The sequence below is a fragment of the Niabella sp. ZPM-14 genome (assembly GCF_055693045.2).
In genome coordinates this window covers 1,337,370-1,356,490 of record NZ_CM181148.1, presented here as the reverse complement: position 1 = coordinate 1,356,490, position 19,121 = coordinate 1,337,370, and the positions used below count along the sequence as shown (strand labels likewise).

Annotated in this window: 20 protein-coding genes; 6 read left to right on the top strand and 14 right to left on the bottom strand. The window is 45.9% G+C overall.

Features of this window, described 5'->3' with window-relative positions; all coding sequences use genetic code 11:
* Nucleotides 1–46 precede the first annotated feature (46 nt).
* Nucleotides 47–1,354: a 4Fe-4S dicluster domain-containing protein gene (locus ACU37H_RS05780; RefSeq protein ID WP_472705723.1), complete on the bottom strand. Its 1,308-nt coding sequence runs from the start codon at nucleotides 1,352–1,354 to the stop codon at nucleotides 47–49.
* Between the two features lie 127 nt (nucleotides 1,355–1,481).
* On the opposite strand from ACU37H_RS05780, the gene ACU37H_RS05775 reads away from it, so the two are divergent.
* Nucleotides 1,482–1,982: a phosphoribosyltransferase family protein gene (locus ACU37H_RS05775; protein ID WP_472705725.1), complete on the top strand. Its 501-nt coding sequence runs from the start codon at nucleotides 1,482–1,484 to the stop codon at nucleotides 1,980–1,982.
* 498 nt (nucleotides 1,983–2,480) lie between these two features.
* On the opposite strand, the gene ACU37H_RS05770 is transcribed toward ACU37H_RS05775, so the two are convergent.
* Nucleotides 2,481–3,344 (bottom strand): dienelactone hydrolase family protein, encoded by an 864-nt coding sequence (locus ACU37H_RS05770; protein WP_472705727.1) that lies wholly within the window; start codon nucleotides 3,342–3,344, stop codon nucleotides 2,481–2,483.
* A gap of 195 nt (nucleotides 3,345–3,539) precedes the next feature.
* Between ACU37H_RS05770 and cmk the strand changes: the two genes are divergently transcribed.
* Together cmk and ACU37H_RS05760 are read left to right on the top strand one after the other, a co-directional pair.
* Nucleotides 3,540–4,223, top strand: a complete 684-nt coding sequence (gene cmk / locus ACU37H_RS05765; protein WP_472705729.1) for a (d)CMP kinase — start codon at nucleotides 3,540–3,542, stop codon at nucleotides 4,221–4,223.
* A gap of 68 nt (nucleotides 4,224–4,291) precedes the next feature.
* Nucleotides 4,292–5,398: a Gfo/Idh/MocA family protein gene (locus tag ACU37H_RS05760; RefSeq protein WP_472705731.1), complete on the top strand. Its 1,107-nt coding sequence runs from the start codon at nucleotides 4,292–4,294 to the stop codon at nucleotides 5,396–5,398.
* 82 nt (nucleotides 5,399–5,480) lie between these two features.
* On the opposite strand, the gene ACU37H_RS05755 is transcribed toward ACU37H_RS05760, so the two are convergent.
* From ACU37H_RS05755 to ACU37H_RS05730, 6 genes are all read right to left on the bottom strand, one after another.
* Complete coding sequence (locus tag ACU37H_RS05755; RefSeq protein ID WP_472705733.1) at nucleotides 5,481–6,197, bottom strand: tRNA1(Val) (adenine(37)-N6)-methyltransferase; 717 nt, start codon at nucleotides 6,195–6,197, stop codon at nucleotides 5,481–5,483.
* A 119-nt stretch (nucleotides 6,198–6,316) separates the two neighbouring features.
* A complete protein-coding gene (tsaD, locus tag ACU37H_RS05750) occupies nucleotides 6,317–7,357 on the bottom strand; it encodes a tRNA (adenosine(37)-N6)-threonylcarbamoyltransferase complex transferase subunit TsaD (protein ID WP_472705735.1) in 1,041 nt (346 codons plus the stop codon).
* 81 nt (nucleotides 7,358–7,438) lie between these two features.
* Nucleotides 7,439–7,687 (bottom strand): four helix bundle protein, encoded by a 249-nt coding sequence (locus tag ACU37H_RS05745; protein ID WP_494407605.1) that lies wholly within the window; start codon nucleotides 7,685–7,687, stop codon nucleotides 7,439–7,441.
* Entirely contained in the window at nucleotides 7,633–7,767 is a 135-nt protein-coding gene (locus ACU37H_RS05740) for a four helix bundle protein (protein ID WP_472705739.1), read from the bottom strand. The genes ACU37H_RS05745 and ACU37H_RS05740 overlap by 55 nt, the downstream gene beginning before the upstream one ends.
* Nucleotides 7,768–7,932: 165 nt before the next feature.
* Nucleotides 7,933–9,180 (bottom strand): ABC transporter permease, encoded by a 1,248-nt coding sequence (locus ACU37H_RS05735; protein WP_472705740.1) that lies wholly within the window; start codon nucleotides 9,178–9,180, stop codon nucleotides 7,933–7,935.
* A 732-nt stretch (nucleotides 9,181–9,912) separates the two neighbouring features.
* Nucleotides 9,913–10,236: a MerR family transcriptional regulator gene (locus ACU37H_RS05730; protein WP_472705742.1), complete on the bottom strand. Its 324-nt coding sequence runs from the start codon at nucleotides 10,234–10,236 to the stop codon at nucleotides 9,913–9,915.
* 96 nt (nucleotides 10,237–10,332) lie between these two features.
* Between ACU37H_RS05730 and ACU37H_RS05725 the strand changes: the two genes are divergently transcribed.
* The gene (locus ACU37H_RS05725) at nucleotides 10,333–11,280 is read left to right on the top strand and encodes an NADP-dependent oxidoreductase (protein WP_472705744.1); all 948 of its coding nucleotides are present in this window, start codon (nucleotides 10,333–10,335) and stop codon (nucleotides 11,278–11,280) included.
* Between the two features lie 11 nt (nucleotides 11,281–11,291).
* Nucleotides 11,292–12,062, top strand: a complete 771-nt coding sequence (locus tag ACU37H_RS05720) for an SDR family NAD(P)-dependent oxidoreductase (protein WP_472705746.1) — start codon at nucleotides 11,292–11,294, stop codon at nucleotides 12,060–12,062.
* A 100-nt stretch (nucleotides 12,063–12,162) separates the two neighbouring features.
* On the opposite strand, the gene ACU37H_RS05715 is transcribed toward ACU37H_RS05720, so the two are convergent.
* On the bottom strand, nucleotides 12,163–12,525 hold the full coding sequence (locus ACU37H_RS05715; protein WP_472705748.1) for a winged helix-turn-helix transcriptional regulator: 363 nt from the start codon (nucleotides 12,523–12,525) through the stop codon (nucleotides 12,163–12,165).
* 96 nt (nucleotides 12,526–12,621) lie between these two features.
* Here ACU37H_RS05715 and ACU37H_RS05710 point away from each other — a divergent pair, with 96 nt between their 5' ends.
* On the top strand, nucleotides 12,622–13,152 hold the full coding sequence (locus tag ACU37H_RS05710; protein WP_472705750.1) for an NAD(P)H-dependent oxidoreductase: 531 nt from the start codon (nucleotides 12,622–12,624) through the stop codon (nucleotides 13,150–13,152).
* Nucleotides 13,153–13,315: 163 nt separating this feature from the next.
* On the opposite strand, the gene ACU37H_RS05705 is transcribed toward ACU37H_RS05710, so the two are convergent.
* From ACU37H_RS05705 to ACU37H_RS05685, 5 genes are all read right to left on the bottom strand, one after another.
* The gene (locus ACU37H_RS05705; RefSeq protein WP_472705752.1) at nucleotides 13,316–14,044 is read right to left on the bottom strand and encodes a S41 family peptidase; all 729 of its coding nucleotides are present in this window, start codon (nucleotides 14,042–14,044) and stop codon (nucleotides 13,316–13,318) included.
* 20 nt (nucleotides 14,045–14,064) lie between these two features.
* Nucleotides 14,065–14,814 (bottom strand): hypothetical protein, encoded by a 750-nt coding sequence (locus ACU37H_RS05700; protein ID WP_472705754.1) that lies wholly within the window; start codon nucleotides 14,812–14,814, stop codon nucleotides 14,065–14,067.
* A 162-nt stretch (nucleotides 14,815–14,976) separates the two neighbouring features.
* Nucleotides 14,977–16,779 (bottom strand): OstA-like protein, encoded by a 1,803-nt coding sequence (locus ACU37H_RS05695; RefSeq protein WP_472705756.1) that lies wholly within the window; start codon nucleotides 16,777–16,779, stop codon nucleotides 14,977–14,979.
* Nucleotides 16,776–17,759, bottom strand: a complete 984-nt coding sequence (locus ACU37H_RS05690; RefSeq protein ID WP_472705758.1) for an MlaD family protein — start codon at nucleotides 17,757–17,759, stop codon at nucleotides 16,776–16,778. The genes ACU37H_RS05695 and ACU37H_RS05690 overlap by 4 nt, the downstream gene beginning before the upstream one ends.
* Before the next feature lie 388 nt (nucleotides 17,760–18,147).
* A complete protein-coding gene (locus tag ACU37H_RS05685; protein ID WP_472705760.1) occupies nucleotides 18,148–19,089 on the bottom strand; it encodes an N-acetylmuramoyl-L-alanine amidase family protein in 942 nt (313 codons plus the stop codon).
* Nucleotides 19,090–19,121: the final 32 nt, after the last annotated feature.

Here is a 19,121-nt window from a genome sequence, read left to right as displayed (position 1 = left end):
ATTGACGGTAGATTGAATCCACTCGCGTCGTCAACCTTTCGACCCGTTAATTACCGATCCATTGATCCCTGTCATCAGGGCTGAATTTCCACGGTGCAAAATTGTTTTCGACATTGCTGAACATCATGTTCCACTCCTGCGGCGCATTACTTTCTTCCATGACCAACTGCCGGCGTAGCTGCAATATGATGTCCAGCGGATTGATGCTGACGGGACATTCCTGGACGCACGCATTGCACGTAGTGCAGGCCCTGAGCTCTTCTACGGAAATATAGTCGTGTAGCAGCGTCTTGCCATCGTCCTGGAATTCTTTGTTATTACCGATAAGCTGACCTACTTCTTCAGCACGGTCACGGGTGTCCATCATGATTTTTCTTGGCGACAGCTTTTTGCCGGTCATGTTGGCCGGGCAGGCGGCGGAGCAACGTCCGCATTCTGTACAGGAATAGGCGTCGAGCAGGTTTTTCCAGCTCAGGTCCATTACGTCTTTTGCTCCGAATTTACCTGGCGGCGCGGCATCGGCCGGTGCCAGCTCTGGCTGCATGGCATACAACACTTCATTCTGAATCGCCGGCATATTTTCCATCTTACCCATGGGTTCCAACTTGCTGTAATAAGCATTCGGGAAAGCGAGTATGATATGCAGATGCTTGGAATAGGGGAGGTAATTCAAAAATGCAAAGATGCCGGCTATATGCAGCCACCAGCAGGTTCTCTCTATGACGATCAGCGCCGGGTCGGAGAGGCCGGCCAGCAAAGGCTGCAGGAATTGAGACACGACGAACGATCCTGTTTGTGCATCGGCATAATGCCCCACGTTACGTGCCTGCAGCATCGTGTCGGAAGCATTCATGGTTAAAAACAATCCCATCAGGATGATCTCGGTGATCAGGATATAATTAGCATCACTGTGCGGCCAGCCCTTCAGGTCTTTGCCCGCCAGCCTTTTTACTTTCACCAGGTTTCTCCTGGCCAGGAAAATGGCGCAGGCAATGATCACGAGTAAAGCCAGTACTTCGAATGCATTGATCAGGAAATTATAAAATCCTCCCAAAGCGGATGCAAACAACCGGTGGGTGCCCAACAAGCCGTCCAGTATTATTTCTAAGATCTCAATATTGATGATGATGAAGCCCGCGTACACGAGAAAGTGCAAGATACCCACCAGCGGGTTGCGAAACATTTTCTTCTGGCCCAACGCCAGCAACAGTACGTTATTCCATCGTTCCGCCTTATGGTCACTGATATCCTCCTGCCTGCCCAGTCGTATATTGCGACTGATGCGCATGATGTTCTTCGAAAAAAGAACAATGGCTGCTGTTGTGAGTAAAGCGAATAAAATTTGTTGTACCATTTGCATACGGATCCGTTATAAGTGCTAATTTACGCGATGTTAACGAGTATTTTTATTTTTGTTGATGCGCGTTAACATAATGATGATGCTGTTTCGGAAATGTACGCATGCATATAAATGGTAGAACATGACAAAAGAAAAACGTTATATACTAAAGCAGGATATTATAGAGAAAAAGCTGAATCGACTGGCCCTGGAAATTATTGAAAATAATATCGGGGAGGAAGAGTTAGTGTTGGTGGGGATTGAACCCAGCGGGGTGATCGTGGCTAAAAAGCTACAGGCCCTGGTGACTGCGTCGGCGAACCTGAAAGTGGAACTGCTCACGATGAGTTTTGACAAAGCCAAACCGGAGCGGATTGAGCTAAAAACGGATATCAACTTCGATGGTAAAGTGATCATCATCGTGGATGATGTAACGAACAGTGGTCGCACGCTGCTTTATGCGCTAAAGCCATTTCTGGAATATCATCCTAAAAAGATACAGACGCTGGTGCTGGTCGAAAGATCGCATACACAGTTTCCTATCAACGCCAACTACAAAGGCTTTTCGCTGGCTACTACTTTACAGGAACATATCATTGTTGAAGTGAACGGTGAGGAGATTACCGGCGCTTACCTCGCATAAAAAATCATGCAAAGAGTGTGCGTAACATTTTTTCTTCTATGTGATTTTTTAACGCGAAGTACGCAAAGATTTGTTGGCAAAGCACGCAGAGTAGGAAGTTGTTGAACCTTTTGAATATTGTTCAGCAGAACATTTCAAAACAGTATCCTCATTCAAAGCGAACCGAAGCGCCCGCCCGTGCCGGGACGGACGGGAAGAAATCCCACCTAACCCGGTCAGACGGTCTCCGTCTGACCGTTTCTGTACGCAAGTACCAATCCAATCATCGGATCAGAAAGCGCTACCGGCGACAGCAATGAGTGCGGGGCCGCTGAAGCCATAAAAACCGGCATGAAATATCGCTCTTATTGGCACATGATCAGACTCCATCCCTTTCGCAGCATGAAAAAAGTTGAAACAACGCCCAGGATAAAAATGTTATGCACCCTACAAAGAGCGCGGCCTGCTTAGGAACATCTGATGTGTTACCGGCCACGCTCTTCGCATGAAAAAGTAGCATTAAAATAGTCCGCCGAGGAACTTCTTCATCTCTTCCCATGAAGCTTTGTCTGCTGCTTCATTGTAGGCGATATCTATTTTGTATTGCTCACCCACAGCGGTTGCCCCGGGATTAGTGAAAGCATGTTTCGCGTTGTCATACCCGATGAAAGTATATTTTGCTCCGGCCTGGTCCATTTCGTCTTTAAAAGCCTTTACATCTTTTTCCGGTACCATCGAATCGACATTGCCATGCAGCACTAATATAGCGGGTTGGATCGAGTTCTTTGCGGCTGGTGGCAGGTTGCCGTTCAGGCTTCCGTGAAAGCTCACAACACCTTTGAGCGGACTGCCCATTCGCGCCATATTCAATACCATGCCTCCGCCGAAGCAGTAGCCGATTGCTGCTATTTTAGAACTGTCTGCCTGCTCAAAAGTTTTAGCTTTTGCCAGCGCTGCATCGAAATGTTTTTTCGCCATTGACGCATCTGCGTAAAAAGGCTCGGCGAGCGCGCCGGCGCTGTCAGGCGTAGTTACTGTTTTTCCATTACCATACATGTCCACTGCCATCGCGAAGTAGCCCAGGTCCGCCAGTTGTTTGACCCTGTTTTTAATGTAGTCAGTCACGCCCCACCATTCAGGTACGACCAGTACTACCGGTAAGTTTTTGGCGTCTGCTTTGTAGGCAGCAAAGCTTTTAAAGTGCTGGCCATCGCCGGTATAGTCAACCGCGACCGCTGTAACGGCAGAGGAATCAGCGGTGGACGAAGGCGTCGCAAGGCTATCGGCCGCGCCGTCCTTACTGTCTGTAGTACCGGAATTACAGGCCATGATAGTTGACAGGCATGCAATGACTGCAATAAATAAAAAGGGATTTTTTTTCATTTGATTTTTGTTATTTAATAGTTATATGAAATTCCTGCTAAGGATATACGAAAATTGACTTGATGGTTTGATTCAGCTGCTAAAACAATGCCGCGAATGGAAATTAAAGATGAAGTATTTTAGCTTTTAAATCAGAATAAAATTAATCATTCAGCATATAATTTTTACCTTTATAAAAAAAGTTCCTTTGCCCTGATGAACAATAAAAAGATCATAATTGCAATTGATGGGATGTCCAGCTGTGGAAAGAGTACGGTTGCAAAACAGCTGGCCCAGAAGTTGAACTATATTTATGTGGACAGCGGCGCGATGTACAGGGCCATTACCTTGTATTTTTTAAGGAACAATGTGGATCTGTCCAACGTGGAGCAGGTACGGGAAGCGCTCAGCGAAATCGAGCTGGATTTCCGGTTCAACGACCAAAGCAAACAGGTAGAAATATTCCTGAACGATGAAAATGTGGAGTACCTGATCCGCGAAATGCTGGTCGCAGAAAAGGTAAGCGAAGTGGCAGCACTGGCCGATGTGCGCGAGTACGCTGTGAAGCAGCAGCAAAAAATGGGGAAGAAAAAAGGGGTCATCATGGATGGCCGCGATATAGGAACCGTTGTTTTTCCTGCTGCAGAGCTGAAACTTTTTATGACTGCCGATAACGCCGTGCGCGTCGAACGCAGGTTTAAAGAGCTTTACCAGAAAAACCCCAATATCACTATTGAAGAAGTTGCCCATAATATTGAGATGCGCGATTATATCGACGCCAATCGTGAAATAAGCCCTCTGCGTAAGGCTGAAGATGCCATTGAAATTGATAACACGAACCTTACGCCTGAAGAACAGTTACAGAAAGTATTAGGATTGGCCCATGAAGCCCTGAGCTGATCCGGATTTAGGCGCAACAACCGGTTACGATGGATGGTTTCAAATTTGTATACCGTAAAATATAACATATGAAGACCAGGCGTTCTTTTTTGAAGGAGCTTACCATGGCGTCTGCCAGTATTCCTTTTCTAAGTATCAGTGCTGCCGGCATGAGCCAGCGCCTGGCCCCGGAGGGAAAGACCCTGCGCGTGGCGCTGATGGGATTGGGCGGCTATGCCAACCGCGTCGCAGAGTCTATCCAGCAATGCAAGAGGGTGAAGGTCACCGGACTGATCAGCGGGACGCCGGACAAGCTGAAAACCTGGGGCGATAAATATAACGTGCCTGAAAACAGCCGGTACAATTACCAGAATTACGGCGATGTCAAAAACAACCCGGAGATAGACGCCGTCTATGTTATCACGCCCAATGCCCTGCATCATGATCATGTGATTGGCGCAGCAAGAGCCGGCAAACATGTGATCTGTGAAAAGCCTATGGCCATCAATGCCCGGGAAGGGGAAGCGATGATCGCGGCCTGCAAAAAGGCCAACGTGAAGTTGCTGGTGGGGTATCGCATGCATTTTGAGCCGCATACATTGGAAGTGGTGCGTATGCGCCAGGATGGCGGCTTTGGTAATATAAAATTTTTCCAGGGCCTATGCGGATTCAGGATCGGTGACCCGACACAATGGCGATTGAGCAAACAACTCGCGGGCGGCGGATCGCTGATGGATATTGGTATTTACGCGATCAATGGCTGCCGCTACATGGTAGGCGAGGAGCCCGTTTGGGTGACCGCGCAGGAAACGAAAACAGATCCTGTAAAATTCAAAGAAGGTGTGGATGAAACGATCATGTTTCAATTCGGCTTCAAAAGCGGCGCCACCGCTTCCTGCCTTTCTTCTTACAGTATGAACAACCTCGACCGGTTCTTTCTCAACGGCGAAAAAGGTTTTGCTGAAATGTTACCCTCCACAGGTTACGGACCGATCAAAGGAAGAACCCATAAAGGCCCGATAGAGGCGCCGGTCGTAGTACACCAGACGGTTCAAATGGATGAAATGGCGGCGATCATCTTTGACGGCAAAGAGTCTGTAGTGCCCGTCGATGGCGAGGAGGGACTGCGCGACCTCAGGATCATTGAAGCGATATACAAGGCAGTTGCCACCGGTAAAAAAGTATCGATCGGGTAAACATTTTTTGGGTGAGTCATCGCCGGTGCTGCTATGAACGGTCTTGCGACGCTCCGTTCATCAGCGGTGCATGCTTCATCCGTTACAAGTGCAAATAATAATCTTTTAGCAAATCCCTGAATGTTGGTGTGTATTCCTGTTCCTGCTTAATAAGCATCTCGCGCCGGATCGTTTGGGTCGGGCTGAGCGATCCCCTGAGCATGACGCGGAAGGGTGGGTGTTTTTCGGTCTGGCGCACCAGCATTCGTTCTGACACATAAAATCCGGCATTTGTCAGCAGCCGTTCTGCCTCATCTTCTCTCCGGGCCGGCAATAGCAGGAAAAAGGTTCCGTTATTATTGAGCTGCTGTCGAATAAGATGGATCAGCTCTTCCAGTCGCAATCCTGAATCATGATGGGCAATATTGTTACCTGTCACGTTGCCCTTCAAATCATTCTCGTAGAAAGGAGGATTGCTAACAATTACATCATACTTTTTATCGTAATCAAAAGCGCGTGCGTCGCCCTGGGAGATGCGTATCTGTTGTGACTTTCCCGCAGCAGCAATGTTGTCGAGGCTTTGATTGTAGTCGCTGTGCTGCAGCTCGATCCCTTCAATCAGGGCGCTAGTCTTCTGTGCCAACATCAGGCTGAGCAAACCGCTGCCGCTACCCACATCCAGGATGGTCGCGTCGCTTGCAAGGCTTTCCGTTTGCACAGCCACCCAAGCACCGAACAGGCAGGAGTCGGTGGTGACCTTCATGCTGCATTGGTCATGAAGCACCGTAAACTGTTTAAACTGGAAATAGGGGTTCGGCATGCGGGAGTAATTAGTTGAAGGGTTGAAGGATTGAATGTTGATGAATGTTGTTGAAGGATGTCAATCAGGTATAATCCTGCCCAACCACGTTTAACGATCTTCAACTATTTTCAAAAATGCTATTCAAATCCGCGCGCAGCGGGTTGTACGGTCAACGGGGTAAAATCTTTTTCGAGCAGTTTGTAATAGGCCGTGATGGCGATCATACCTGCATTGTCGGTACAATATTGAAACTCCGGGATGAAGGTGTTCCAGCCATTTTTTTCGCCCAGCTCCGTAAAGGCTTTGCGCAGGCCACTGTTGGCGGACACACCACCGGCGATACAAATATCTCTGATCTTTAATTCGGTAGCTGCTTTGCTGAATTTGTTAAGTAATATGGTAATGATTCTTTTCTGTACGGAAGCGCAGATATCTGCCAGGTTACTGTCAATAAATTGTTTCTTCTCTTCATCCGACGCGGCAAACGCTTCCTTGTACACCTGGCTTTTACCCGCGTTTATCAGGAAATAAAGGATCGCGGTCTTTAATCCGCTAAAACTAAAGTTATACCCGGGAATCCTGGGTTCGGGGAATTGAAAGCGGTCAGGATTGCCTTCTTTGGCGTACTTGTCGATAAGCGGCCCACCGGGATAAGGCAGGCCTAATAGTTTGGCACATTTGTCAAAAGCTTCGCCGGCTGCGTCATCAATGGTTTCTCCGATGATCTCCATCTTCGTCGGTGAATGGCAAAGCACGATCTGTGTATGGCCACCGCTCACCGTCAGACATAAAAAAGGGAAGGACGGCTTCTTTTCGGGGATAAGATTAGCTAACACATGGGCTTGCATATGATTGACCGCGATCAGCGGCTTATCCAGCGTGAGTGCTAATGACTTGGCGAACTGGGCGCCGACGAGCAGCGAACCGATCAGGCCCGGGGCTTGCGTGAAGGCGATCGCATCTACATCGGCGAGCGTAGCACCGGCTTTTTGCAGCGCCGTATCTACCACCGGCACGATATTCTGCAGGTGCGCGCGGGATGCGAGTTCCGGCACCACACCGCCGTATTGCGCGTGCATGGCCTGTGTCGCAATATTATTAGATAAGATAGCTCCATCTGTGCAGATTGCGGCAGATGTCTCGTCACAACTCGATTCGATGGCTAAAATAGTAGGCATTGGGCAAAGGTAAAATACGGAATGCAGAATTGAAAATGTAAAAGGCGGACGTGTTACATGTTTTAGGTCCCCGGTTATCGGTCACTTTTTAGATGGAGGCGCGTTCCAGTTGTGTTCCACCCAATCGATAAACGTATTTATTTGCTTACTTAATTTTGTGTATGCAGCCTTGAAGTATTCATATTTGCTTTTATCTGCTAAAGAATCGGTTTCAAAAAGAAAGTCCAGGTGCTCCATAGTCTCATCGCATTCGGAGTGCGCATAAGTGAGAAATTTTAGAAAATCCGCTTTATACCTCTTCTTCCATAACCTTCCACGATTGCCGTGGATACAGCTTTAGATGATTTCCTGATCTGACTACCTTCTTCGTAAAGCTCAAATTTTGGAAGTAACAAGGTTTGTCGGTGCACTGCTATCGCAAGCTGATGAGCTTCCTAATAAATCGTCAGATCCCTGTAACTTTTCATTAGTTTGGTGTTTTTTAGATCAAATTAAGATTGTGTATTATTTTAGTCCGGACGCCTTTGAACCTGCCGGCAACAACCTGAAACCTGGAATTTGTAACCTGCGTCCCCTCAACTCCGGATCGCCACGACCGGGTCCATCTTTGCTGCCTGCATAGCGGGAATGATGCCCGCGATGATCCCTACGAGGATACAGATAATAAAGGTCCATACCATGTTGGTAATGGATACATACACAGGGAACTCGAGGGCTTTGCTGAGGATCAAGGCCAGGCCGGCTACTAATCCCAGCCCGATGAGTCCGCCGATGATACAAAGGAAGGCGGCTTCCAGCAGGAATTCGGTGAGGATGATGTGTCTTTTGGCGCCAATGGCTTTTTTCAATCCGATCTGTGGCGTGCGTTCTTTCACCGTTACGAACATGATATTGGCGACGCCGAATAAACCTACGATCAGGCTGATCCCGCCGATGATGGCACCGCCAACATTCAATCCGACAAAAGCCGCTTCAATCTCCTTGCTGATATCATTGAGGTCGTTTAAGGCGAAGTCAGATTCTTTGGTGGGGCTAAGGCGATGTATGCTGCGCATGACACCTTCCAGCTCATCCTTGAGGGCGGTGCTGCTGATATGATCATATCCCTTCACCATGATCTTCGGATCGGAATATCGCTCGAGGTAGATGGTTTTGGCGAAGTTGTAAGGAATGATGACGCTCTTGTCGTAATCCCACCCGCCGGTTAATTGCTTACCCTGTTTTTTGATAACACCGATCACCTTTACCTGCCGGCCTTTGAGCTTGATCTGTTTATTAATAGCAGCCTCGGGCAGGATAAATAATTTGGTGGCAACTTCATCACCAATTACAGCCACATTAGTGCCGTAATTAAACTCTGCATCGGAAATATAACGCCCGGTAGGAAAAGTGAGTTTTTGAATGTTATTGTATTCTTCACTGGCGCCATAGATCTTGACGCCACTGAGCACGGATCCGCCGAATTCGATGTTGTCGGCAATGTCGTAAAAGAACGCGGCATATTGGGTACTTGGCGACCGCTCTTTAATTTGTTTCAGCTCATAATATTTGGGATAGGGCCGGTTGACAAACTTCCACCAGGGATAATCGGGCCCGCCGCTCCACACCCATTTGTCGATGAAGATGATATTGTTTCCCATCGACTTGATCTCGTTCTGGATATTGCGCTGCAGGCTGTTGACCGTAGCCAGCACACCGATGATACAAAAGATACCAATGGTCACACCGAACAAGCTTAAAAAAGTGCGCAGTTTGTTTTTCAATAGCTCCTGCAGTGCCATTTTAAAACTGGTTCCTATTATTTCTAATGTGCGGCGTAGCATGTAGCTGATTTGACCGGTGCCCGTTGCGTGAGCGAAATTGTTATTGTTTTTTCCTTGCTCTGATTGTTTAAGAAGATAAAGTTAGGAAATAGCCATAGAAAAATGTCATACCCGAAAGGGCGGGTGCATAACATTTTTATCCTGGGCCTTGTTTAAACTTTTTTCATTCTGCGAAAAGGATGGGCCGGATCATGTGTGTCAATAAGAGCGATATTTCATGCCGGTCTTTATGGCTTCAGCGACCCCCGCACTCATTGCTGGCGCTGGTAGCGCTTTCTGATCCGATGATTGATTGGTGCTTGCGGACGGAAACGGTCAGACGGAAACGGTCAGACGGAGACCGTCAGACCGGGTTAGCTGGGATTTCTTCCCGTCCGTCCCGGCACGGGCGGGCGCTTCGGTTGGCTTTGCATGAGGATATTATTTTGAAATGTTCTGCTGAAAATATTCAAAAGGTTCAACAACTTCCTACTCTGCGTGCTCTTTGCGAACAAATCTTTGCGCACTTCGCGGTAAAAAATCACATAAAAAGAAAAAATGTCATACCCGAAAGGGCGATTATTCAGGCTATTCTATGTGGCCAAAAAAAGCAATAAAAAAGCAGCACATAAAATGAGCATAAGAATCAGTGAGCGAAGTTATAGACACTACTAATTTTAATGGATAGCGTTCGACCATTGATCTATAAAAACGGTTAACGGAGAGTCGGAGAAAGAGTGGCGGGTATGATCATTAACTTTTTTTATGCTGCAATTTATTCAGCGTGTCTTCGATCATCTCGAAACGCTTTTTAACCTTTTCAGCCGAAGCGTCCAACGTGTAACCTTCATCCAGCAGCTCCTTGATCAGCAACATCTTTTTGATGTTCCTGTAGTCGTATCGCCGGTTTTTGCCCTCTTCTTCAGTCAGGCTTACGATAATGCCCTTTTCTTCCCAATACCGTATCTGTCTTGTCGGGATGTCCGTGATCTGCGCTACTTCACCGATCCCGACTACTAATTTTTCCAGGAAATCAAAGTCGAAAGACAAATCCTTATCAGGTTTACTTTTTGCCATTTTGTAAATTATTTACAATGAATGTTGCAAATATAAAAGTAAAGCCTTTAATTTGCAATTGTAGATTATTTACAATAATTGATAATTAAAAACAAAATGAAAACAATTGTCTTACATGACGCCGGAGGCATAGAACACCTTCAATTTGTTGAATCGACAAAACCCAACATAAAAAGTGATGAAGTTTTGGTTAAAGTGGCATCCATCAGCATTAATCCGGTGGACGTTAAAGCAAGAGCTTACGACGGCGTGTTAGAATGGATATTCGGATCGGAACGGCCCGTCACTTTAGGCTGGGACATCTCGGGGCAGGTTGTGGAAAAAGGTAGTGATGTAACTGATTTTAAAGTCGGCGACCAGGTGTTTGGAATGGTCAATTTCTTCGGAATTGGAAAAGGTTACGCCGAATATGTCGCTTCGCCGGCAGCCCATCTGGCTTTAAAACCCGAAAATGTTACACATCAGGAAGCAGCGGCTGCTACTTTGTCGGCTTTGACGGCCTATCAGGCATTGGTAGATGTCGCTAAAATCAAAAAAGGTGACAAGGTCTTGATTCACGGCGCTTCGGGCGGGGTCGGGCATTTTGCCGTTCAAATAGCAAAACACTTCGGCGCTTACGTAACCGGTACTTCCTCTTTAAAGAACAAAGATTTTGTATTGTCATTAGGCGCTGATGAACACATTGATTATGTAAAAGAAAAATTTTCCGGAAAACTTCAGAACATAGATCTTGTATTAGACACCATCCAGGGAGATACCCTGTTACAATCGATCGATGTTGTCCGGCCCGGTGGAACCATCGTGACGCTTCCTTCGCCTGAAATTCCACAGGAAGTAAAAGATAAAGCAGCAAAGAAACAGGTTCATATAGCATTCATGATGGTCGCTTCTAAAAAACAAACGATTGAAGCCATTGCTCGTTTGTTGCAGGAGGAGGCGTTACATCCACACATCCATAGAACATTTTCATTTGAAGAAATGGGGAAGGCACATTTGGAAGTAGAGACAAACAGGGTGGTTGGAAAAGTAATTGTAACGATTTAAAAAGCAGGAATATGTTATTATCAAACAAATATGCGGTTATTACCGGTGGCAGTGATGGCATCGGCCTGGGCATTGCCCGATCTTTTGCGGCCAATGGAGCCAACTTACTGCTGATAGGCAGGGATATGAACAAACTTGAAAATGCCAAAAAGGAACTATCGGAATACCAGGTAGCCATTCATCTTTTATCATTCGATTTATCAGATATCAGCCAAATAAAAGCATTGTCAGAACAGATTTTGAAAACAGTCCCGAATGTTGATGTTCTGGTGAACAATGCGGGCATTGGTAAGTTTCTGCCGTTTTCCGAAACAGATATATCCTTGCTGGAATTGCATTTAAATCTGAACATCAAAACACCGTATTTGCTGACACAGCAGCTGTTGCCGTCCCTGGTTGAATGTAAAGGAAACGTCATTAATATATCTTCTTATTTTGCACACAAAATGCTGCCTGGAAGGACCACAACAGCTTATTCAATAACCAAAGGCGCATTAGATTCCTTTACGAAATCATTAGCTTTTGAGATGGGACATTTAGGAGTTCGTGTCAATGGAATTGCTCCCGGAAGTATTTTAACGCCTCAGTTCAACAGGAATTTACAGCGCCTGTCCGATGATCAGCAAACTACATTTCACGAGATGGTAAAGAATATTTATCCATTAGGCAATATTGGAAGTGCAGCCGATATTGGAAAGGCGGCAACCTTTCTTGCATCTGATCAGGCCAGTTGGATTACCGGGGCAATACTGGCTGTGGATGGCGGATTGACGACGAATTAATGGGCATCGGTCTGTGCAAAGGAGCGATGTATCAGAAAAAAGTGAGCGTTCAACTGGCGAGCGAGCTGATTCGAAAGAAGCGTTTGGAAATACATGCGGTTTAAATTCGAACTGCTTTCTTATGCAATTTTCCCCACTTGCTTAGTTCATCAACGATAGGTCTGAGTTTATAGCCCACGGGCGTAAGTTCGTATTCTACGCGCGGAGGCACTTCGGCGTACACGGTTCTTTTGACAATTTTAGCGGCTTCCAGCTTTCTTAATTGCAGGGTGAGCATGCGTTCAGTGATATTGGGAAGACGCCGCTTAAGCTCCCCAAATCTCAGTTTCCCCTCCAGCAGGTAACAGCAGATCGCCAATGCCCACTGGCCGCCAATAATCCCTACGGCGTACACTTCGTCACATTCGTTTTCTAACGTTCTCTTATTTTCGAAATGCGTGGAGCTCTCTTTTATTTTGGTCATTACTTACATTTTTGTTAGTACCCTACATTGGGTAGTGAATATACAAAATGAAAGTATTGAAGCGTATTTTCGTCCTGAGTTTTAAATTGAACATGTATGAAAACATTGGTAGTGGTAGTGCATCCCGATATGAAAAGTTCAGTGATCAACAAGCGATGGGTGGAAGAACTGGAAAAATATCCCGAACAGATTACTGTCCATCAGTTATATCAACACTATCCTGACGAGAAAATCGACGTCCTGGCAGAACAGCGTTTGATTGAGCAATACGACAAGGTGATCTTTCAGTTTCCTTTTTATTGGTTCAACTGCCCGCCTCTATTTAAAAAATGGTTGGACGAGGTACTGACGTATGGCTGGGCTTATGGAAGCAAAAGCGGATACAAGATGGGCGGGAAAAAAATCGCTTTGGCGGTTTCGCTAGGAGTAGACGAAAAGGAATATGCCGCTGACGGTATCTATAAATACACACTTCAACAACTGTTGGCACCGTTTGAGCTGAGTTTCGAATATATCAAAGCCGATTACAAAGGCTTCTTTGCTTATTACGGAATAGAACTGAATAGTTCGAAAGAATGGATTGAAAAAAGTGTGCCCGCTTATATCGATTTTATTAATAAGTTGTAAGCTGGTTCGCGGTTTGAATTCGGAAATAGATCTCTAAACGGCGCTGCCTCGTCAACGGTACGGACTAGCATGATTTAAAACGAAAGACAGGCTTTGAGGCTTATCCGATCACATGACCGGAGCCGTTTTGCTTTACCTTTCTACAGCCTTGTTTTGCTGGGTTTTAGTTTTTGCCCTCTATAAAATCTATTAATTTTTCTAGCTGAGTGTCAGACTTCCACAGCACCTGGTCCAGGTCTCGTTCAATCTTGATGTCGGGCTTTGTTCCGTAGCCGTCCAGAATTTTTCCGTCTTTTTGAAAGGAGACCATCGTACTGATCTTCACCCGTATTCCTGAATGGGGCAAATTAAATTTGTCGCTGTTCCCGCTTGAGCCGTCGGTTGTCACTCCTGCAATCTTTATGTTAGGAAGGCCTTTGAAAAGGGCGACAAAAACCGACGCGGCACTAAAGCTTTTTTCGTTAGCCAATATGTACACCGGTTTGTTGTAATAAAAAGATCCTTTTGCGAGATTCTTTCCGTTAAACAGGCCGAAGTAGTATTCGCTGTATTTTTTATCATCCAGCCGATACATGGGGTCAAAGGATTTCAAAAATTCCGTCACGCTTTTTTGTTCTCTGCCGTCCAGTTCTGAAAAGGCAAAAAGGTTCCTGTTGTGTAAGTTACCAATATATTCTTCCGGGAGCGGAATCGGGCCTCTTTGTCTTATGACGTTGACCACATAAACTGAATCGGGATGAACCAGATATTTCGCTAATTCATACGTTAAATCACGTGTTCCGCCACCATTGCTTCTGACATCAATGATCAAGGCTTTGCTTTCGTTTCGAATGGATGTCATGAAAGAACTGATGCTTTGAAACAAGCGTGGCGCCTCATCTTTGCTAACCATTGCAGGAAAATGGATGTAAGCTATCTGGTTCCTGATCTTAAAAGTTGATTGAAAATCTCAGGTTTGTTATACGCTTCGTCTTTTACAAGCACATATTGAGTTTCAAGTTGATCATCCCAGGGACGCGATCTTTTTGATCTGTCAATTACCGAAACGACGAACGTCGTATCTTTTTTCAGAGTAGCATCTGAAAGTGTAATATTTATTTTTTCGGGTAAAGGTTTGCCCAGAACTGTATAATTTTTTTGAATGTCCCGGATATCCCTTACGGCCCTTGTGAAAAAAGACTCTTCAGGTGCTGATATCTCTTTGGGAAGTATTTTCTTCAGGAAAGTATCGATGGAAATGCCGTCAATTTTTGTGAGATAGGGAAATGTCGGATGTGACAGTTCCAGGGTTTGGTCTGCGTTCCGGGTTAATACGGCAACCTTATTATTTACAGGTGCATAAACATAGGGCAAGTAAAGAGCGTCTCTGGTTTCATATCCTCTCACTGATGAGTGTCTGTCGCCGATTTTACCAATCACGTTGGTAAGAAACCAACCAAAATCTTCAAGCGGAGTAGAGGCTTTTAAATTCTGTTGGTAATGATCAAGATCTTTATTGAAATCATACCCATTCAGATAAACATAAGACGCATTCTCGTTTAAGATCTTTCTTAAAGAGGCGAGGTCTTCTTTTATCTGTTGCTTTGTTAAAGCTTTGGTTTGAGCATTGGATATGGTGATTAACAGAATAAAAATGATGGATAGAAAAATTTTCGTTCTCATTGGCAGTTTTTATAGAATGATGCAAGTGGTTACATATACGAATACAAAGTCATTACAAATGAACTTCAAAGACGCGATGCAGACCTACCTTGAGACGTTCTTTGATCCTATTGTCCGTTGTGTGGGCTATGCAAAGCGTTGTTGGCGCAGCCGGTCAGCCACTTACTCAAACAGCTCATACTTACTCTTTGGACGGATGGCGTCGCGCCAGGTGAATCCTTCGAGCCTCATTTCAGAAGGTTTTTTCTGCCGGATAGGGTAAATCGTGCCTTGTACGTTATTCCGGAAAGCTACTTTGTGCAATTGCTTTTCTTCAAAATAAGAGTCGATGATATCGCAGGTGGATTGGTTGACGCCTGTAAAGGCGCTGTCATCATCCTGCAGGTAGTAAATGCATTCCGCAGAACCTTTGGCCCTTACAGAGTCGAGGCCGCCGTCTAAGAAGTAAGCATCGATCCGCGAGGATTTGATCTGGTTATAGGCTTCATTGCCGACGTAGTTGACCATGAACCCGTTTTTAAAGGCCTCCATCCAATGCGGCTGCTTATTTTTAGTGTGCAGCAAGATGGTATCGCCCGTGATCTGGCTTTCTTTGCCCCAGACTACCGGATCTTTATACAATCTGAATGTCGAGTCTTTGAAGGAATAGAAGAGACTGTCCGATACGGCCTGCATCGAGTCGGAATAGATCCTCACGTTGTGAAAGGCTTCAAAGTAGCGGTCAGTGCTGTCTGTTTTTGACTGCGTTTTGATCGTGTCTTGTGATATGGCCCGGGCATCTTTTTTGACTACCGGTTGTGCTGCGTTGTTATTCGCGGGATTGCCACCGGTTATGACGATGCTGTCATTTTCAGGATCCGGCTCCTGGCCCGGCGCTCCTACACTATCTTTTGCCGGGGAAATTACCACCGGGATAGCCGCTGAGTCTGCCGCCTGTGCGGGCGGGAGGTCGAAGAGGTCGGAGAGCTTGGCGCTGAACAGCGTGTCTGCTGCGACGTAGATGGAATCGTTGTCCTGCTTGATGATCATCACCGGTTTCTGAGTCGCGAGAATGGCTTCGTTCAGCCTGTTTTGAAAGATCCTGTTCGCAATAATAATCGTTCCGCGGGTAGAATCGACGGCTATGGCGTTGCCCTCAGCTCGGGCGATATTATCATCTAAATAAACGTTATCCGCCTCCAGGGTAGATTTATTATCATCGTTAATGAAAGGGCGTTGTCCAAATTCGGCTTGTCCTGTTCCCAGATTGTAATAACCTTCCCTCGTGTCGATACTTCTCCTTGCACTGTCCCTGATATGTGTCATTGCAATGAACGTGGCGATGCGCGTGCCGGTATTATACTGCAGCGAATCCGTAGTAATATGATAAGCCGGATCCGTCACCACGACATTCTTCTTAAAGATCACATCTTTGATATCGGAATAGTACTCGCCTTCTTTACTCGTGATCACTGTCTTACCGTTTACGACTTTACCACCCTCTTTATAAATGCCCATATTGGTGGTCATGTTGTAATCGAGGCTGGGCGCGGTCAGCGTAGCTTGTCCGTCGGTAAGCTTCACATTGCCGTCGAGCTTAGCCAGTTGCGGCGTTCCAAAATACTTCAGGTGATCTGCATAAATATTAGTGGTATCCGCATCGTTGATGTGTACGTGGCCCCAGGCCTCAAAGGTATTGAGGCTGTCATTCTTGATGGCTTTGTCGGCTTTGAAGACGGTCCGCCCCTGTTGCAGGATCACATTGCCTTCAAGCAGGGTAAGTTTGCTGTCGGGCTGCAGCGTCAGCGACTTTACATTGATGATCTTTATCGTATCCTGGAACGTCCTGATTGCAAGCGCCCCGGGCTTTGCCGGCGTCGCCGTCCTGTGCAAACGGTTCGTACTGCTAAAAGAGACCAGGCAGCCGAATACCAGTACCGCTATTGGAAAAAATAAAAAACGCTTTTTTGATTTCTTGTTTATCACTTGGGAACCGAGTCTTTTATAGCAGGAGCAGTTAATTCACCTGCCTTATTTTTTTTACCAAACACGGAAATATTTACGTATCGTTTTGGATGAACACGAAGATCGTCCAATAATATTTCGGCGCTCAATAATACGTCGTTAAGTTTATTATAAAGTTGACGATCATTCATTAACGCGCCCAGGCTTCCGTTAGGATTGTTAATATTACTAACAGCGGCGTTCAGGTTGGAGATGGTCCTGTTCAGGCTATCCACGGTCTTTTGAAACTCCAACTGTTTTAAATTCCCGGTAAAGGTATTTGCATTATTTAAGATGCCTTCGATCGCCTCATTTTGATTTTTAAGGTTGTCCGTGATGGCGCTTACATTGTCCAGTGTTTTCGCGAGCGGTTTGTTGACACCGTTCAGTAAAGAGTTCAACGCAGCGGTTGAATAATTCAGGTTGGCAATAGCGTTCTGCACATCCCTTTGCGTATTGGCATTTAAAATGTGGTTGAAGTTAGACAGCAGCAGGGTCACTGAATCTGCCACTGTTTTCACCTTGTTCATCAAGGGTTTCGCTTCGGAGGTCAGGTTGCCCAGCAGACCGGCTTCTTCTTTCGTTGCGATCCGGTCGCCGTCGCCTAAAGTGGTTTTAGCGCTTCCTCTTTCGATTACGATATTGGAAGACCCTAACAGGCTGCCTTCAATAAAGGCCACAGAGTTGGACGGAATATTGACGTCTTCTGTAATGCTTAAGGTTACTTTTACGGCTGTAACGTTTTCATCGGCAGGCTCCAACGAGTATACCGTACCTACCGTCAGACCATTGATCTTTACGAAGTTGGATTTCTCCAGCCCTCCGACTGATTTAAAAACAGCGTACAGTTTTGGCGTATGGTTGAAGATATCTTTTGCCTTTAAAAATCTAAAGCCAATGATCAGTATGGCTATAGATACAAGTGCCATAGCTCCAACTTTTACTTCATTTGAAATTTTCATCCGTGTATTTTTTAAGTTTTTGATGGGTCGTATCCGACCGGCAGGTATTTCATCCTGTTACATCGCATTAACGGTAAATGTACCTGATTGGTTTTCGTTCGTTTAATTTTTTGATAGACGGCCCGCCTTTCACTGGCCTGCAACCCTGAAAAGGCTACTGATCACGATCGGCGCCGGCACACGCTCCACTCTTGAAAATTAGTTTTATTTTTCTCAAATCACTCATCAATAATCGATTTATTTCACTGGTTTTAGTAATTGAACACGACATTTATTTGATAGTCAGTCGGATAAATATCGCAATATAGGTCATTAGACAAATTATATGCCTGAATTTGTTTTGTTAGCCAGTGACCAAAATGCCGTAAAAATAGTTGAACCAACAGTACTATCCATATTTTTCCAGGTAGATCCGGACAGCTGTAACAATATTCTGCACAATGGTTTGCTGGCCGCTTTCGCTCATTAGGTAGGCCTGGTCATCATTATTGCTGATAAAGCCCATTTCTACCAGGATGCTCGGCATACCCGTTGCCTGCAATACCCAGATGCCCTTATGGTTGCGCTGTTGTACCCCACGGCTGGTACGGCCGCTCGCTACAAACTCTTTTTCCACCAGGGTAGCCAATGCATAGCTTTTCCTGAAGTAATGCTGCGCGTAGATCAGCATGCGGGCTTTTTCCGCCGGATCATTCAGGTCAGGAAGTTTCAGACTGTCTGCATCGTTTTCTTCGCCTTCTTCGCTGTAATAATCTTCATCTTCCTCTGGCAGGTTGTCCCTTAACGAAGAGAGTTTCTGATCATTTTTGTTCACGGCCCAGATATAGGTTTCCGTTCCTTTTGCCGTGTTTTCTACCCACACATCTTCATACCGGTTGACGTAATAAGTTTGTTTGACTTTTTTGCCACCTCTTTTGACGTAGCGGGTTCTGGCGCTGCGTCCTACTACCTTTTTAGTATACCAGCCGCCCGGGCGTCTGCCGGCTGCGTTGCAGTGCAGTGAAATAAAGAGATCACCATGATTTTGATTGGCAAACTCCGCACGATAACGATTGGCGGCGTTGGCATTGGTATGGTTTCCCGGCAGGGGATAGGCCGGACGGGTCTCCAGGATCTTGATATTGGGAAACGAATCTCTAAGCACCCTGGCGAGCTTTTGCGCCACAGCCAGCGTAATCGTTGCCTCATTCGTCTCCGTTCCGCGGGCACCGATATCGGCGCCGCCGTGACCGGCATCTACAATGATAGTGGCTACTGAAGGGGCGCCCTGTTGACTAAGAGCAAAAATAGGTGGAAAGACAAGAGCAAAAAGAAGTGCGTATCGGATCATTAATCAAAAAAAGTTATATAAAGCTTTAACAG

Bases quoted from the DNA above. Each gene is read 5' to 3' on its own strand.
- ACU37H_RS05780 (WP_472705723.1), bottom strand. From the start codon at position 1,354: ATGGTACAACAAATTTTATTCGCTTTACTCACAACAGCAGCCATTGTT.
- ACU37H_RS05775 (WP_472705725.1), top strand. From the start codon at position 1,482: ATGACAAAAGAAAAACGTTATATACTAAAGCAGGATATTATAGAGAAA.
- ACU37H_RS05770 (WP_472705727.1), bottom strand. From the start codon at position 3,344: ATGAAAAAAAATCCCTTTTTATTTATTGCAGTCATTGCATGCCTGTCA.
- cmk (WP_472705729.1), top strand. From the start codon at position 3,540: ATGAACAATAAAAAGATCATAATTGCAATTGATGGGATGTCCAGCTGT.
- ACU37H_RS05760 (WP_472705731.1), top strand. From the start codon at position 4,292: ATGAAGACCAGGCGTTCTTTTTTGAAGGAGCTTACCATGGCGTCTGCC.
- ACU37H_RS05755 (WP_472705733.1), bottom strand. From the start codon at position 6,197: ATGCCGAACCCCTATTTCCAGTTTAAACAGTTTACGGTGCTTCATGAC.
- tsaD (WP_472705735.1), bottom strand. From the start codon at position 7,357: ATGCCTACTATTTTAGCCATCGAATCGAGTTGTGACGAGACATCTGCC.
- ACU37H_RS05735 (WP_472705740.1), bottom strand. From the start codon at position 9,180: ATGCTACGCCGCACATTAGAAATAATAGGAACCAGTTTTAAAATGGCA.
- ACU37H_RS05730 (WP_472705742.1), bottom strand. From the start codon at position 10,236: ATGGCAAAAAGTAAACCTGATAAGGATTTGTCTTTCGACTTTGATTTC.
- ACU37H_RS05725 (WP_472705744.1), top strand. From the start codon at position 10,333: ATGAAAACAATTGTCTTACATGACGCCGGAGGCATAGAACACCTTCAA.
- ACU37H_RS05720 (WP_472705746.1), top strand. From the start codon at position 11,292: ATGTTATTATCAAACAAATATGCGGTTATTACCGGTGGCAGTGATGGC.
- ACU37H_RS05715 (WP_472705748.1), bottom strand. From the start codon at position 12,525: ATGACCAAAATAAAAGAGAGCTCCACGCATTTCGAAAATAAGAGAACG.
- ACU37H_RS05710 (WP_472705750.1), top strand. From the start codon at position 12,622: ATGAAAACATTGGTAGTGGTAGTGCATCCCGATATGAAAAGTTCAGTG.
- ACU37H_RS05705 (WP_472705752.1), bottom strand. From the start codon at position 14,044: ATGGTTAGCAAAGATGAGGCGCCACGCTTGTTTCAAAGCATCAGTTCT.
- ACU37H_RS05700 (WP_472705754.1), bottom strand. From the start codon at position 14,814: ATGAGAACGAAAATTTTTCTATCCATCATTTTTATTCTGTTAATCACC.
- ACU37H_RS05690 (WP_472705758.1), bottom strand. From the start codon at position 17,759: ATGAAAATTTCAAATGAAGTAAAAGTTGGAGCTATGGCACTTGTATCT.
- ACU37H_RS05685 (WP_472705760.1), bottom strand. From the start codon at position 19,089: ATGATCCGATACGCACTTCTTTTTGCTCTTGTCTTTCCACCTATTTTT.